The following is a 19,256-nucleotide window of genomic DNA, read 5'->3' as shown; positions in this document are numbered from 1 at the left end:
TTACAATTCAATATTCATACTATACTCATCTATGGAATCATTAAAATTAATTATCTTATAATGTAAATAAGAAGATAATTCATCCACAGTACTAAATTTAAATATCTCTCTAATAGATATTTCTACGGACAACTCGTCGCGAATTATTGATACCAGACGGGTTACCAGTAAACTATGACCTCCCAGCTCAAAGAAATTATCATAAATACCTACTTTCTCTACTCCAAGCAAATTCTGCCAAATCTCTGTCAGTTGCTTTTCAGTATCAGTGCGCGGACCAACATATTCTTTTGTAGACAAATCTGAACTATCAGGATCTGGTAAAGCTTTTCTGTCCAGCTTTCCATTTGAGGTTAACGGTATCTCTTCCAATTCAACCCAAATCATAGGGACCATATACTCAGGCAAACTTAATTTTAACTGCTGCTGCAAATCACCCTTATCCAGCTTGCCCTCCGAAACCACATAGCCAACAAGACGTTTATTACCGCCTGCATCTGCTTTGGCCAATACGCAACACTGGTTGATTCCGGGTATTGATGATAGTACATTCTCAATCTCTCCCAATTCTATTCGGTAACCACGAATTTTAACCTGGTTATCTTTCCTGCCAATATACTCTATATTTCCATCAGCAAGCCAACGCCCTAAATCCCCTGATCGGTATAATCGGTCTGTTGCTACAAAAGGATTTTCTATAAACTTTTCTCTGGTTAATTCTTCCCTGTTTAGATAACCTCTGGCTACTCCAGCTCCCCCTACACATAGTTCTCCGATAACTCCCACCGGTACCAAATTTAAATTGTCATCTAAAATATAACAGCCTAAAGTAGGAATAGCGGAACCTATCATACTAACAGGATTTAACATATCTTCTGCATTAAGCTCTTTATAAGTAACATGCACCGTGGTCTCCGTTATTCCATACATGTTAATCATTTTACAATCAACATAAGACGCTTTCCAGTCTTTTAAATAAATAGGATTCAAGGCTTCTCCTCCAAATATTACATAACGAAGCGAATGATTAAAACCTCCCGTGAGAAATTCCTGTTGAAGTGCATAAAACGATCCGGGGGTTTGATTTAAAACCGTTACCCCTTCACTTATCAATAATTCCTTAAACGAAATAGCATCTTTTGTTACTGCTTTTGGTACAACTACCAATCGACCTCCGTGAAGCAGGGCACCATACATCTCCCATACCGAGAAATCAAAACAAAATGAATGAAACAATGTCCACACATCATTAGTCCCAAAATCAAATAAATAGGATTCATTCTTAAACAAACGAACAACATTACTATGGCTTATCAAGACACCTTTAGGATTACCCGTACTTCCTGAGGTATAAATTACATAAGCCAGATGACTTGGTGATAATGCAACGTTTAGTGCTGTTGTAGGATTAACAGAGATCTTCGCCCAATCTTTATCCAATAACAAAACAGCAATATCCTTATAATCTGCCAGAATCTTATGGCTATCTTCCCTGCTTAATACCAGTTTAATACCGGCATCAACAAGCATATAACCAATACGATCCGACGGGTAATCAGGATCAACAGGCACATAAGCACCCCCTGATTTTAAAATACCCAAGATACCTATAAGCATCTCCAGACTACGCTCCAGACAAATACCTACCAAAGTATCCGGTTCAACACCCTGTTCTCTTAGATAATGCCCCAGTTGATTCGACTTCTCGTTTAACTCCCTATAACTTAATGTTTCTCCTTCATAAACCACAGCTATAGCATCAGGAGTCTTCTTCACCTGTTCTTCGAACAAATCAACTATAGTTTTATCTTTTGGATAAGCAACTGTTGTATCATTGAATAAATGCAATAGTTGGTATTCTTCCTCTTTTGTCAACATCGACAAACTGCCTACTGGCTGGTCGATATCAATTACAATACTAAGTAGTAATTCTTTATAGTGCAAAAGCATACGATCAATGGTAGCCCTATCAAATAAAGCGGTACAATACACTATACCTACTATAATACCGTCATTATTTTCAGAAACAGTCAACGTTAGGTCAACTTTCGAATTAAAAGTATCAAACTCATAACCTGAAAGTGTAACTCCTTCCAAACCTTTTCCTGTTTTACCCGAATTTTCTAACGCATTCTGCAGTACGAACATCACCTGAAACAATGGACTCATGCTCATATCACGGGTAGTAACCACACGGTCTACTACTTTCTCAAATGGAGCCAATTGATGATCATAACTACCAAGGGTAGTTTCTTTTACTCTTTTTAAAAGTTCTCTGAAATCTGGATTACCACTCAGATCACTGCGAAGTGCCAGTGTATTGACAAAAAAGCCTATCATGCCCTCTAACTCTGATTGGGTACGATTCGCAATAGGCGTTCCAACACAAATATCATCCTGACCACTATAACGCGACAATAATACCTTAAAGGCTGACAACATCAACATAAATAGTGTAACACCTTCTGCCTGACACAAGGCATTTAAAGAATCACTAAGATTCTTATCAAGGGTTAAAGAAACATTCGATCCTGCTGTGCTTTGAATCGATGGACGAGCATAATCTGTTGGCAATGATAAAGTACCTACTCCCTCTAACTTCTCTTCCCAATACGATAACTGAGAGTCCAAAACAGCTCCTTCCAAATATTTTCGCTGCCAGATCGCATAATCTGAATATTGCAAAGAAAGCTCAGGCAAAACAGCCGCTCTTCCCGATTGAAGCGCGCTGTAAAGCTCCATAAACTCATTTACCAAGATACCACCTGACCAGCCATCACTGGCAATATGATGCATCACACAAGCCAATATATATTTTTGATCTCCTAAATCATACAAACAAGCTCGTAACTTATAATCTGCTGACAGATCAAAAGGAGTCATCAGATAATCCTGAAGGATATTTTCAAATAATGATTTATCACTTATTACGACCTGATCAAGGATCCACTCCTTTTCACTTATGACTTCCTGATACCCTATACCATCTTCTGATAACAGAATAGTACGCAAAACCTCATGACGAGATACAATACTTTGAAGCGTTTGTTCTAATATCGATGCGTCTAAGGCCCCTTCCAAACGAAGTGCAATAGGCATGTGATATTCTAAACTACCCTGTAACTGATCCAAAAACCAAAGTCGCTCCTGACTGAAAGACAAAGGAATCTGCTGCGGACGATTCTCTACAATAACTGCAGGTAGTAATATCCCAGCTGATTGAGATGATACATGCGAACTTAACGTTGCGATCGTCGTATATTCAAAGACTTCCCTGATAGATATTTCTATAGAAAGCTCTTTACGAATAATCGATACCAATCGGGTAGCCAGTAGACTATGACCTCCTAACTCAAAAAAGTTATCATGAACTCCAACCTTCTCTACTCCCAACAAATTCTCCCAGATTTGAACCAATTGTTGTTCTGTCTCTGTGCGTGGAGCCACATATTCTTTTGTAGACAAATCTGAACTATTTGGATCCGGTAAAGCTTTTCTGTCCAGCTTTCCGTTTGAGGTCAGTGGCATCTCTTCCAACTCAACCCAGATCATAGGAACCATATACTCCGGTAGACTTAATTTCAACTGTTCCTGTAAAGCAGCCCTATCCAGCTTACCTTCAACAACAACATAACCAACCAAACGTTTGGTATCATTTGAATCCTCTTTAGCCAATACACAGCACTGGCTGATTCCACGTACCGATGACAATACATTCTCGATTTCACCAAGCTCTATTCGATAACCACGGATTTTAACCTGATTATCTTTTCTGCCAATAAACTCCAGATTACCATCAGGGAGCCAACGTGCTAAATCTCCCGTCTTATAAATTCTATCGCCCTCTTTAAATGGATTCTCTATAAACTTCTCTCGGGTTAATTCTTCCTGATTTAAATAACCACGAGCAACCTGAATTCCTCCAATGCATAATTCACCTACTAAGCCTAAAGGTAATATATTATCATAATTATCCAATATATAGAGCTGTACATTATCAATTTCTTTACCGATAATAACCCTTTCTAAAATATTTAACTTTTGTGCAGTAATCCAAATAGTAGCCTCTGTAGGCCCATACAAATTCCAAACATTATTACTTATAGAAGTTAGACTGTCCTTTAATGATTCCTTAATTGTCTCTCCTCCACTTAAAAGTGTAACATTTTCTCTATTATCCCAACCATTATCAATAAGCATTTGCCAAGTTGATGGGGTTGCCTGCATAAAATCAGGGCTATGATTAGCTATAGCAGACTGAAGCTGATCTCCATCTCTTATAGAAATGCTATTTAAAACGATAACTTTAGCTCCTAATAATAGAGGAGCGAAAAACTCTAAATAAAAAATATCAAAAGTATTGGTTGTTACTGAAAGAAAACTCTTTAAGTCTTGCATTTCCAAACGATTGATCATACTTAGCAAAAAATTCACTAAACTACTATGCTCAATCATTACTCCTTTTGGCTTGCCTGTACTACCTGAGGTATAAATTACATAAGCCAGATGACTTGGTGATAATGCAACGTTTAGAGCCGTTGTAGGATTAACAGAGATCTTCTCCCAATCTTTATCCAATAACAAAACATCAATATCCTTATAATCTGCCAGAATCTTATGGTTATCTTCCATACTTAATACCAGTTTGATGCCGGCATCACCTAGCATATAACCGATACGATCCGATGGATAATCAGGGTCAACAGGCACATAAGCACCCCCTGATTTTAAAATACCCAAGATACCTATAAGCATCTCCAGACTACGCTCCAAACAAATACCTACCAAAGTATCAGGCTCAACACCCTGTTCTATTAAATAATGACCCAGTTGATTCGACTTCTCATCTAACTCCTTATAACTTAATGCTTCTCCTTCATAAACAACAGCTATAGCATCAGGGGTCTTCTTCACTTGCTCTTCAAACAAATCAACTACAGTCTTATCTTTTGGATAAGCAACTGCCGTATCATTAAATGAATACAATAACTCGTGCTGCTCTTCTTTTGGTAAAATAACCAGACTCATTACACTTGATTCTCCGCTTTTTATTGCTTCCAGAAGTTCCGTAAGCGCCTCCTTCATATACTCAACTATCCTCTGAGAACCAATACTCTGATCAATCTGAGACTTTAATCCAAAATCATCTCCATAATCATCTACACTTAAGGTAAAAGGGTAATTGGTACGTTCATGACTGCTCAGAACTGTAATCCCTGAATCAAATTCATTTGCATGATCTTCATGTGATAAAACAGGTGAGGAATGACGGTAGTTCAGCAATGCACTGAAGAATGCCATATCATTGCTTATTCCACTCCAATTCTGGATATGGGACAAAGGAGTTTGCTCATAAGACAATAAATCCCGTAACAATACCTTGACCTGATCAAGATAATCCAACACACTGCCTTTTAATTCAACTAACACCGGAAGGGTATTGATAAACAATCCTAATGAATCTGCAGCACCTAAAGAACCCTGAAGTCTTCCTGAAAACAAAGAACCAAAAACAGCATAATCCTTATTACTGCATCTGGCAACTACAAGGCCATAAGCAGCATGGAACAATACTGCAGGGGTCATACCCAGCCTCAAACACGTTTCACGCAATTCTGAACTTAAAGCTTTTGAAAGCAAAACTTCTGATTCTTCAATATCCTTACCATCTCCAAGGATATTTGATAAATCAAACGGATAGGTAGGCTCTTCAATTCCTTCAAACAAAGATCTAAAATAAGAACCTGCGTCATGCTCCGATTGCGCATGTAAAGTATGACCTATAAAATCACGGTACAAAACAGGAACACCTAAACTTTCTTGGTTGCCCGATAAATACAACATAACCTCCGATACAATTTTCTCCAGACCAACATGGTCCATTATCAAATGATGTTGGTATACAATCAAATAATAACAGTCATTTTCAGAATCGTCAGCCGATTTCAACTCCAATAATGGTGCCTTTGAAATATCCATCCAATGACTACCCGGAGCTATCAGAACCTCTAATTGTGATAAAATAGCACGGGAATTATCCAAAACCAAATGCTCTAATGACAAAGGAGCTTCACGCAATACCACCTGAACTGCTTGAGGTAAACCAAAACTTAATATACAGGTGCGTAAAACATCATGACGGTTCACTACAAATTGCAATGCCTCAATGAAAAAATTACGCTTATCATTGTCTGGAAATGATAGTAAACTAGGTAGAACATAAGGGTCTCCCGCTTTAGGATCACTCATCAGATGATGAAAATAAATACCTTCCTGTAATGGTGATAAAGGATATATATCCGCTATATTGGAAACTCCTCCAGCAACCATTCCAACTAATTCATCCAGATCACTCTGATTAAAATCAATCAAAGGAACCATCGATGGAGTAATATAATCACTATCAACCCTAATACCATTAACAGGAACACTATAAACCAACGATAATGAAGATAACTTATCACTAATCAAAGCTATTGTTGGCCCTGAAAAAATATCTTTTACCCCAATATGAAAACCTAGTTTCTGTAAACGGGAAATTAACTGAACTGCCAATAAACTATGGCCTCCTAACTCAAAAAAATTATCATAAACACCCACCTTCTCTAAGCCAAGCAAACTCTGCCAGATCTCTGCCAGCTGCTTTTCGGTATCACTGCGCGGAGCAACATATTCCTTTCTGGACAAATCAGAACTATCAACATCCGGTAAGGCTTTCCTGTCCAGCTTTCCATTTGAAGTCAACGGCATCTCTGTCAACTCAACCCAGATCATAGGAACCATATACTCGGGTAAACTTAATTTTAATTGATCCTCCAAGTAAGACTTATCTAACTTGCCTTCTGAAACCACATAACCAACCAAACGTTTGGTATCATTTGAATCCTCTTTGGCCAATACACAGCACTGGCTGATTCCACGTACCGAGGACAATACATTTTCGATTTCACCAAGCTCTATTCGATAACCACGGATTTTAACCTGATTATCTTTTCTGCCAATATATTCTATAGTACCATCCGGGAGCCAACGCGCTAAATCTCCCGTCTTATAAATTCTATCTCCCTCTTTAAATGGATTTTCTATAAACTTCTCTCGGGTTAACTCTTTCTGATTCAAATAACCACGAGCGACCTGAATTCCTCCAATGCATAACTCTCCAGCTACTCCAATTGGTAAAAGTTGATGACTATCATCCACAACATATAAACTCGTATTGTCTACAGGCTGACCAATTAAAACACCTGAAAGCGAATCTTTCAATGGTACTTCCCATGAACTTACATCGATCGCTGCCTCAGTAGGACCATATAAATTGTCTAAACGTGCTTGACTGAATTTCTCCTTAAACATAACAATCTGGTCCAATTGTAAAGCTTCGCCACTACATAAAACACGTTCTAAAGAACTACAGTCTCCCGGTTCTATAAAACTCAAAAAAACACTCAACATCGAAGGAACAAAATGAATTGTAGTGATACTATACTCTTCAATTATTCTTTTCAGATAAATAGCATCCCTATGACCTTCAGCCTTGGCAAAAACCAATCTGGAACCACACGTGACAGACCATAATAATTCCCATACAGAAACATCAAAACTAAAAGATGTCTTCTGAAGAATCGTGTCTTCAGATCTTAATTTATAATGTGATTGGGTCCATAACAATCGATTTACGATACCACCGTGCTCATTCATTACTCCTTTTGGCTTGCCTGTACTACCTGAGGTATAAATTACATAAGCCAGATGACTTGGTGATAATGCAACGTTTAGACCCGTTGTAGGATTAACAGAGATCTTCTCCCAATCTTTATCCAATAACAAAACATCAATATCCTTATAATCTGCCAGAATCTTATGGTTATCTTCCATACTTAATACCAGTTTGATGCTGGCATCACCTAGCATATAACCGATACGATCCGATGGATAATCAGGGTCAACAGGCACATAAGCACCCCCTGATTTTAAAATACCCAAGATACCTATAAGCATCTCCAGACTACGCTCCAAACAAATACCTACCAAAGTATCAGGCTCAACACCCTGTTCTATTAAATAATGACCCAGTTGATTCGACTTCTCATCTAACTCCTTATAACTTAATGCTTCTCCTTCATAAACAACAGCTATAGCATCAGGGGTCTTCTTCACTTGCTCTTCAAACAAATCAACTACAGTCTTATCTTTTGGATAAGCAACTGCCGTATCATTAAATGAATACAATAACTCGTGCTCTTCATTTACTGTTAACATCGGAAGAATACTTATTGGTCTGGTGATATCACTCACAATACCAACCAATAATTCTTTGTAATGCAACATCATACGATCAATAGTAGCCCTATCAAACAAGTCTGTGCAATACACGATATCTAATCCAATACCATTATTACCTTCAGAGACATTCAATATCAAATCAAACTGAGATGTAACATGCTCAAATTCATAACCTGAGAGTAAAATTCCTTCTAAACCTGTTTCTACTTCCTCTGACTCTTTCGGTGTATTCTGCAATACAAACATCACCTGAAACAATGGACTCATGCTCATATCACGGGTAGTAACCACACGGTCTACTACTTTCTCAAATGGAGCCAATTGATGATCATAACTACCAAGTGTAGTTTCTTTTACTCTTTTTAAAAGTTCTCTAAAGTCTGGATTACCACTCAGATCACTGCGAAGTGCCAGTGTATTGACAAAAAAGCCTATCATGCCCTCTAACTCTGATTGGGTACGATTCGCAATAGGCGTTCCAACACAAATATCATCCTGACCACTATAACGTGACAATAATACCTTAAAGGCTGACAACATCAACATAAATAATGTAACACCTTCTGCCTGACACAAGGCATTTAAAGAATCACTAAGATTCTTATCAAGGGTTAAAGAAACATTCGATCCTGCTGTGCTTTGAATCGATGGACGAGCATAATCTGTTGGCAATGATAAAGTACCTACTCCCTCTAACTTCTCTTCCCAATACGATAACTGAGAGTCCAAAACAGCTCCTTCCAAATATTTTCGCTGCCAGATCGCATAATCTGAATATTGCAAAGAAAGCTCAGGCAAAACAGCCGCTCTTCCCGATTGAAGCGCGCTGTAAAGCTCCATAAACTCATTTACCAAGATACCACCTGACCAGCCATCACTGGCAATGTGGTGAAACACGCAGGCCAATATATATTTTTGATCTCCTAAATCATACAAACATGCTCGTAACTTATAATCTGCTGACAAATCAAAAGGAATTCTTAGATAATCCTGAAGGATATTTTCAAATAATGATCTATCACTTATTACGACCTGATCAAGGCTCCACTCCTTTTCACTTATGACTTCCTGATACCCTATACCATCTTCTGATAACAGAATAGTACGCAAAACCTCGTGACGTGATACAATACTTTGAAGCGTTTGTTCTAATATCGATGTATCTAACGCTCCTTCAAGTCGAAGTACAATAGGAATATGATAAGCAACACTGCCTTCTAACTGATCCAAAAACCAAAGTCGCTCCTGACTGAAAGACAAAGGAATTCGATCTTCTTTTTCCTGAACAGCAATAGTCGGTAGTAACACTCCCTCTGATTGAACCGATACATGTACTGCTAAAGCTGAGATAGTAGTATACTCAAAGACTTCCCTGATAGATATTTCTATGGAAAGCTCTTTACGAATAATCGATACCAATCGGGTAGCCAGTAGACTATGACCTCCTAGCTCAAAAAAGTTATCATGAACTCCAACCTTCTCTATTCCCAACAAATTCTCCCAGATTTGAACCAATTGGTGCTCTGTCTCTGTGCCTGGAGCAACATATTCTTTTGTAGACAAATCTGAACTATCAGGATCCGGCAAAGCTTTCTTATCCAGCTTTCCGTTTGACGTTAACGGCAGCTCTGCCAACTCAACCCAGATCATAGGAACCATATACTCCGGTAAACTTAATTTCAACTGTTCCTGTAAAGCAGCCCTGTCCAGCTTGCCTTCAACAACAACATAACCAATCAGACGTTTACTGTTAACTGTATCTTCCTTAGCCAATACACAACAATGAATGATTCCTGACACTGATGAGAGAGCTTTCTCAATTTCACCAAGCTCTATTCGATAACCACGAATCTTAACCTGATCATCTTTTCTGCCAATAAATTCTACAGTACCATCAGCAAGCCAACGAGCCAAATCTCCCGTCTTATAAATTATATCCCCCTCTTTAAATGGATTCTCTATAAATTTCTCTCTGGTTAATTCTTCCTGATTCAAATAACCTCGACCTACTCCTGATCCTCCAACACATAATTCTCCAACTACTCCAATAGGTAAAAGCTCCAATTTTGAATCTAAGATATATAAACTTGTATTCGATAAAGGCTTACCTATTGGAATCGTTTCTGCATCATCAGATATCTCACAAATCTCATAGCAGGTAGCGTATACTGTTGTTTCGGTAGGACCATAAACATGAAGTATCTTGTCTGGACCCAATGCTGATAAAATCTTTTTAACAGGAGAAACTGAAACTTTTTCTCCTCCAAATAACAACAATCTTAAACTAGATAATAAGGACAAATCATACTCTGCTAAAGAATTAAACAATGCTGTAGTAATAAAAACAACACTTAACTCATTTTTACTGATGACTTGAGATAAAACTCCTGCATCTGAAGCTGTAGATTTATCTATTAAATAAAGACAAGCACCATTTAAAAGACTTCCAAAAATCTCATATGTTGATCCGTCAAAAGCATAGTTAGACCATTGAAGTACCCGATCTAAGTTATTAACAGAAATCTTACTTAAGGGATCATTAATAAGGGTAATTATATTTTCGTCATTAATAGAAATTCCTTTAGGAACTCCTGTAGTCCCCGAAGTATACATAATATAAGCAACTGAATCATAACCCCTTTCTTTCTCAACTTTTGAAGATTCATAATTTAAAGATTCTGCTATATTTAATAGACTATATTTCAAAACAGGGAAACTTGATAATAAAGATTCCTCCTTATAAAGGATAAAATTAACATTTGAATCCTCTAAGATATAGGATAATCTTTTTGAGGGTAACGAAGGATCTAAAGGAACATAAGTACATCCTGATTTCAGAACCCCTAAGATACTAATGATCATATCAAAACTTCTGTTAAACAAGATTCCTATTCGCGAATCTTCAACCATACCTACAGATTCGAAATAATGAACCAATTGATTCGAACGCTCATCCAGTTCCTTATAAGTTATAACCTGATCCTCAAAAACTATAGCCGTAGCATCTGGGGTTCTTTTAACCTGATCTTCGAACAAGTCAACCAGTGTCTTATCTTTTGAATATGCAATTGCTGTGTCGTTAAAAACATCCTGCAATTGGTATTCTTCTTCTTTTGATAAAATATTTAAAGCATTTATAATTAGATCTTCTCTCTTCAGGCCTTCCAAAAGTTCAACCAAAGCATTTTTTATATAAATAACAATACGGGAAGCATCTATACTTCCATCAATCTGAGCTTTCAATTCAAAATCATCTCCATAATCATCTACACTTAAGGTAAAAGGATAATTGGTACGTTCTTTACCTCCATAAAATGTAATCCCTGAATCAAATTCATTTGCATGATCTTCATGTGATAAAACAGGTGAGGAATGACGGTAGTTCAGCAATGCACTGAAGAATGCCATATCATTGCTTATTCCACTCCAATTCTGGATATGGGACAAAGGAGTTTGCTCATAAGACAATAAATCCCGTAACAATACCTTGACCTGATCAAGATAATCCAACACACTGCCTTTTAATTCAACTAACACCGGAAGGGTATTGATAAACAATCCTAATGAATCTGCAGCACCTAAAGAACCCTGAAGTCTTCCTGAAAACAAAGAACCAAAAACAGCATAATCCTTATTACTGCATCTGGCAACTACAAGGCCATAAGCAGCATGGAACAATACTGCAGGGGTCATACCCAGCCTCAAACACGTTTCACGCAATTCTGAACTTAAAACTTTCGGGAGTACTATACGAAACTCATTAATACCTTTTCCATCTCCAAGGATGTTTGATAAATCAAACGGATAGGTAGGCTCTTCAATTCCTTCAAACAAAGATCTAAAATAAGAACCTGCGTCATGCTCCGATTGCGCATGTAAAGTATGACCTATAAAATCACGGTACAAAACAGGAACACCTAAACTTTCTTGGTTGCCCGATAAATACAACATAACCTCCGATACAATTTTCTCCAGACCAACATGGTCCATTATCAAATGATGTTGGTATACAATCAAATAATAACAGTCATTTTCAGAATCGTCAGCCGATTTCAACTCCAATAATGGTGCCTTTGAAATATCCATCCAATGACTACCCGGAGCTATCAGAACCTCTAATTGTGATAAAATAGCACGGGAATTATCCAAAACCAAATGCTCTAATGACAAAGGAGCTTCACGCAATACCACCTGAACTGCTTGAGGTAAACCAAAACTTAATATACAGGTGCGTAAAACATCATGACGGTTCACTACAAATTGCAATGCCTCAATGAAACAATTACGCTTATCATTGTCTGGAAATGATAGTAAACTAGGTAGAACATAAGGGTCTCCCGCTTTAGGATCACTCATCAAATGATGAAAATAAATACCTTCCTGTAATGGTGATAAAGGATATATATCCGCTATATTGGAAACTCCTCCAGCAACCATTCCAACTAATTCATCCAGATCACTCTGATTAAAATCAATCAAAGGAACCATCGATGGAGTAATATAATCACTATCAACCCTAATACCATTAACAGGAACACTATAAACCAACGATAATGAAGATAACTTATCACTAATCAAAGCTATTGTTGGCCCTGAAAAAATATCTTTTACCCCAATATGAAAACCTAGTTTCTGTAAACGGGAAATTAACTGAACTGCCAATAAACTATGGCCTCCTAACTCAAAAAAATTATCATAAACACCCACCTTCTCTAAGCCAAGCAAACTCTGCCAGATCTCTGCCAGCTGCTTTTCGGTATCACTGCGCGGAGCAACATATTCCTTTCTGGACAAATCAGAACTATCAACATCCGGTAAGGCTTTCCTGTCCAGCTTTCCATTTGAAGTCAACGGCATCTCTGCCAACTCAACCCAGATCATAGGAACCATATACTCAGGTAAACTTAATTTTAATTGATCCTCCAAGTAAGACTTATCTAACTTGCCTTCTGAAACCACATAACCAACCAAACGTTTGGTATCATTTGAATCCTCTTTGGCCAATACACAGCACTGGCTGATTCCACGTACCGATGACAATACATTCTCGATTTCACCAAGCTCTATTCGATAACCACGAATTTTAACCTGATTATCTTTTCTGCCGATAAACTCCAGATTACCATCCGAGAGCCAACGTGCTAAATCTCCAGTCTTATAAATTCTATCTCCCTCTTTAAATGGATTTTCTATAAACTTCTCCAGGGTTAACTCTTCTTTGTTCAGATAACCACGAGCGACACCTGACCCTCCTATACATAACTCTCCAACTACTCCAATTGGTAAAAGCTGGTTACTGTCGTTCATGATATAGGCGCTGGTATTATCTATTGGCTTACCAATAGATATAAGATCTTTTATATCTTCTCTAAAAATTGTCGAACAGATACTAGCTTCTGTAGGACCATAGGCATTGATGTAATTATAATCCTGAGAAAATCTCTTTGCTAATGCCAAAGGTATTGACTCACCTGCAGTAACTAAAGTTTTTATCCCCTTTAAATCTTCAACGGATAATAATTGTAAAAATGCAGGAGGCAAAGTTGCAATGGTAATAGTATTATTTACTATAAAGTTTCTAAAAAATTCTATATTAGATTTTTCTTCTTCTTTTATAATACATAAACGGCACCCGCTTAAAAGTGAAATACAAATCTCAGAAATTGAAGCGTCAAATGAAGGACTAGCAAATTGAAGAGAACTATCAATATTTGTGATACTAAAAGCAGAAATTTGAGATAAGATTGTATTGATTATACTTTTATGTTCAATCATCACTCCTTTAGGTTGCCCTGTACTTCCCGAAGTATAAATAACATAAGCCAGATCATCTGACTTTATAACAATACGCGGTAAAGCAACTGCATAATCGGAAATAGTATCTTTGAATAAACTCAGATATAAATCATCTATAATTATACTACAACCACTGTCTTTCTTTATATATTCTTTTCTTTCCTCAGGGTAATTAAGATCTATAGGAACATACACAGATCCCGTTTTTAATATAGCTAAAAATGATATTATTAACCAATCACTGCGTTCTAAAACAACCCCAATTAAACACTGCGAATTAATTGAGATAGTAGTTAATAAATAATTTGCAAGCTGATTTGACTTCTCATCTAACTCCTTATAACTTAATGTTTCTCCTTCATAAACCACAGCTATAGCATCAGGAGTCTTCTTCACCTGTTCTTCAAACAAATCAACTACAGTCTTATCTTTTGGATAAGCAACTGCCGTATCATTAAATGAATACAATAACTGGTGCTCTTCATTTACTGTTAACATCGGAAAAATACTTATTGGTCTGGTGATATCACTCACAATACCAACCAATAATTCTTTGTAATGCAACATCATACGATCAATAGTAGCCCTATCAAACAAGTCTGTGCAATACACGATATCTAATCCAATTCCATTATTACCTTCAGAGACATTCAATATCAAATCAAACTGAGATGTAACATTCTCAAATTCATAACCTGAGAGTAAAATTCCTTCTAAACCTGTTTCTACTTCCTCTGACTCTTTCGGTGTATTCTGCAATACAAACATCACCTGAAACAATGGACTCATGCTCATATCACGGGTAGTAACCACACGGTCTACTACTTTCTCAAATGGAGCCAACTGATGATCATAACTACCAAGTGTAGTTTCTTTTACTCTTTTTAAAAGTTCCCTGAAGTCTGGATTACCACTCAGATCACTGCGAAGTGCCAGTGTATTGACAAAAAAGCCTATCATGCCCTCTAACTCTGATTGGGTACGATTCGCAATAGGCGTTCCAACACAAATATCATCCTGACCACTATAACGCGACAATAATACCTTAAAGGCTGACAACATCAACATAAATAGTGTAACACCTTCTGCCTGACACAAGGCATTTAAAGAATCACTAAGATTCTTATCAAGGGTTAAAGAAACATTCGATCCTGCTGTGCTTTGAATCGATGGACGAGCATAATCTGTTGGCAATGATAAAGTACCTACTCCCTCTAACTTCTCTTCCCAATACGATAACTGAGAATCCAAAACAGCTCCTTCCAAGTATTTTCGCTGCCAGATCGCATAATCTGAATATTGCAAAGAAAGCTCAGGCAAAACAGCCGCTCTTCCCGATTGAAGCGCGCTGTAAAACTCCATGAACTCATTTACCAAGATACCACCTGACCAGCCATCACTGGCAATATGATGCAGCACACAAGCCAATATATATTTTTGATCTCCTAAATCATACAAACATGCTCGTAACTTATAATCTGCTGACAAATCAAAAGGAGCCATCAGATAATCCTGAAGGATATTTTCAAATAATGATCTATCACTTATTACAACCTGATCAAGGATCCACTCCTTTTCACTTATGACTTCCTGATACCCTATACCATCTTCTGATAATAGAATAGTACGCAAAACCTCGTGACGAGATACAATACTTTGAAGCGTTTGCTCTAATATCAATGTATCTAATGCTCCTTCCAGATGAAGAACAGTAGGAATGTGATATTCACTACTACTTCCCTGCAACTGATCCAAAAACCACAATCGTTCCTGGCTGAAAGATAATGGCGTACGATCTTCTTTTTCCTGAACAACAATAGCCGGCAGTAATACTCCCTTTGATTGAACCGATACATGTGAACTTAACATTGCGATCGTCGTATATTCAAAGACATCTGCAATTTCAACCTCTATAGACAATTCCTTTCGGATCATCGATACCAATCGGGTAGCCAGTAGACTATGACCTCCCAACTCAAAAAAGTTATCATGAACTCCAACCTTCTCTACTCCCAACAAATTCTCCCAAATTTGAACCAATTGGTGTTCTGTATCTGTGACTGGAGCAACATATTCTTTTACATATAATTCTAAACCATCAGGATCCGGCAAAGCTTTCTTATCCAGCTTTCCGTTTGACGTTAACGGCAGCTCTGCCAACTCAACCCAAATCATAGGAACCATATACTCCGGTAAACTTAATTTCAACTGTTCCTGCAAAGCAGCCCTGTCCAGCTTATCTTCAACAACAACATAACCAATCAGACGTTTACTGTTAACTGTATCTTCCTTAGCCAATACACAACAATGAATGATTCCTGCTATCGATGACAATACATTCTCGATTTCTCCAAGCTCTATTCGATAACCACGAATCTTAACCTGATCATCTTTCCTGCCAATAAATTCTATAGTACCATCAGAAAGCCAACGAGCCAAATCTCCCGTCTTATAAATTATATCCCCCTCTTTAAATGGATTCTCTATAAACTTCTCTCGGGTTAATTCTTCCTGATTCAAATAACCTCGACCTAATCCTGATCCTCCAACACATAATTCTCCAACTACTCCAATGGGTAAAAGCTCCAATTTTGAATCTAAGATATAGGCCTGACTATTTTTAATAGGTTTACCAATAGGAAGGTTCTTATAAGTAACTTCATCAATACTGTAAGTCGTAGAAAAAGTAGTGTTTTCTGTAGGTCCATAACCATTGACAATATGTAGCTCTGGATAATGTTCTTTTAATTTATTGGTATAAGCAAACAAAACCACGTCTCCTCCTACTAATAAATCAGTCAAATTTTCAAAAACACATATATCATCTTCAACTATTTGATGAAACCAGGAAGCCGTCATCCACATAGTGGTAACGCTATGTTTTATAATAAGGTCTCTCAGACTAACGATGTTTAATAATGAGCTAGTATCTGCTAATATTAATTGCCCTCCATTTAATAAAGTACCAAAAAATTCTAAGGTCGTAGCATCAAAAGAAATAGATCCTGTGGACAACCAGACTGTATCTGAATTTAATGAAATATAATCACAGCTTTTACACAAACTAACAATATTATTATGCGTGATCATCACTCCTTTTGGATTACCTGTAGTTCCTGAAGTGTACATAATATAAGCAACGGAAACCGGATTTATTGTGTAGGATAATTTAGACGTTTCTAAAGCTAATGATTCTGCTATATCTAAGAAAAAAATAAATTCTGAAACAGATAAATTTGACAATAAGGATTCCTCCTTGTAAAGAAGGAAATTCACACTCGAATCCTCTAAAATATAGGATAATCTTTTTGAAGGTAATGAAGGATCTAAAGGAACATAAGTACATCCTGATTTCAGAACCCCCAAGATACTAATGATCATATCGAAACTTCTGTTAAACAAGATTCCTATTCGCGAATCTTCAACCATACCTACAGATTCGAAATAATGAACCAATTGATTCGAACGATCATCGAGTTCCTTATACGTCATAACCTGATCTTCATAAACCAATGCTATAGCTTCCGGTGTGCTTTTAACCTGTTCTTCAAACAAATCAACTATCGTTTTATCCTCAGGATAAATTAATTCAGTATCATTAAAAATATTTAATAACTGCTCCTCCTCCTCTGCACTCAACATCGACAAAGTGCCTACTGGCTGAGTAATATCTCCCAAAATAGAAATCAAAAGCTCTTTGTAATGTAAAAGCATACGATCAATCGTGGACTTATCAAATAAAGCTGTACAATACTCTATAGTCAATATAAGGCCTGAATCTCCTTCAGATGCATTCAATGTTAAATCTGACTTAGAAGTAACAGAGTCAAATTCATAACCTGAAAGTTTAACCCCTTCTAAATCTTTTTCTGATTTCCCTGACTCTTCAGGTGTATTATGCAGTACAAATAAAACTTGAAATAATGGACTCATGCTCATATCACGGGCAGTAATCATTCGATCCACTACCTTTTCAAATGGAGCCAACTGATGGTCATAGCCCCCAAGTGTAGTTTCTTTTACTCTTTCTAAGAGTTCCCTGAAACTTGGATCACCACTCAGATCACTGCGAAGTGCCAAGATGTTTACAAAAAAACCAATCATACCCTCTAACTCTGATTGAGTACGATTCGCAATAGAAGTACCTACACAAATATCATCCTGACCACTATAACGCGACAATAATACCTTAAAGGCTGACAACATCAACATAAATAGTGTAACACCTTCTGCCTGACACAAGGCATTTAAAGAATCACTAAGATTCTTATCAAGGGTTAAAGAAACATTCGATCCTGCTGTGCTTTGAATCGATGGACGAGCATAATCTGTTGGCAATGATAAAGTACCTACTCCCTCTAACTTCTCTTCCCAATACGATAACTGAGAGTCCAAAACAGCTCCTTCCAAATATTTTCGCTGCCAGATCGCATAATCTGAATATTGCAAAGAAAGCTCAGGCAAAACAGCCGCTCTTCCCGATTGAAGCGCGCTGTAAAGCTCCATAAACTCATTTACCAAGATACCCTCTGACCAGCCATCACTGGCAATGTGGTGAAACACGCAGGCCAATATATATTTTTGATCTCCTAAATCATACAAACAAGCTCGTAACTTATAATCTGCTGACAAATCAAAAGGAATTCTTAGATAATCCTGAAGGATATTTTCAAATAATGATACATCTCTTATTTCAACCTGATCAAGGATCCACTCCTTTTCACTTATGACTTCCTGATACCCTATACCATCTTCTGATAAGAGAATAGTACGCAAAACCTCGTGACGTGATACAATACTTTGAAGCGTTTGTTCTAATATCGATGCATCTAACGCTCCTTCAAGTCGAAGTACAATAGGAATATGATAAGCAACACTGCCTTCTAACTGATCCAAAAACCAAAGTCGCTCCTGACTGAAAGACAAAGGAATTCGTCCTGAGCGGTCCTTTACATAAGGAATTATTTTTGCTAACACTTCAGTAGTTGCATCCTCATTACCGAGATCTTCTAAATATTTAATAATAAGATCTTTATTATCTTTTATTTCCGAAATTAGTTGAGGGTCTATTTCTGTATTTGCTTTAATACTTAATGAACCATTTATTAATACTAGTTTTATTTTTTCTTTATCTAATTTCCTAAAAAAACTTAAAAATTCCATATTTTATTTATTAA

Annotated in this window: 1 protein-coding gene; it reads right to left on the bottom strand. The window is 37.1% G+C overall.

The window, feature by feature from the left end:
* The gene (locus AC3IS6_RS10690) at positions 1–19,242 is read right to left on the bottom strand and encodes a non-ribosomal peptide synthase/polyketide synthase (protein ID WP_489164861.1); all 19,242 of its coding nucleotides are present in this window, start codon (positions 19,240–19,242) and stop codon (positions 1–3) included.
* Positions 19,243–19,256 lie beyond the last annotated feature (14 nt).

It is taken from the genome of Flavobacterium sp. KH_035, from assembly GCF_057839565.1.
Note: the sequence above shows the minus strand (reverse complement) of the source record. Positions and strands in the feature narration are given on the sequence as shown.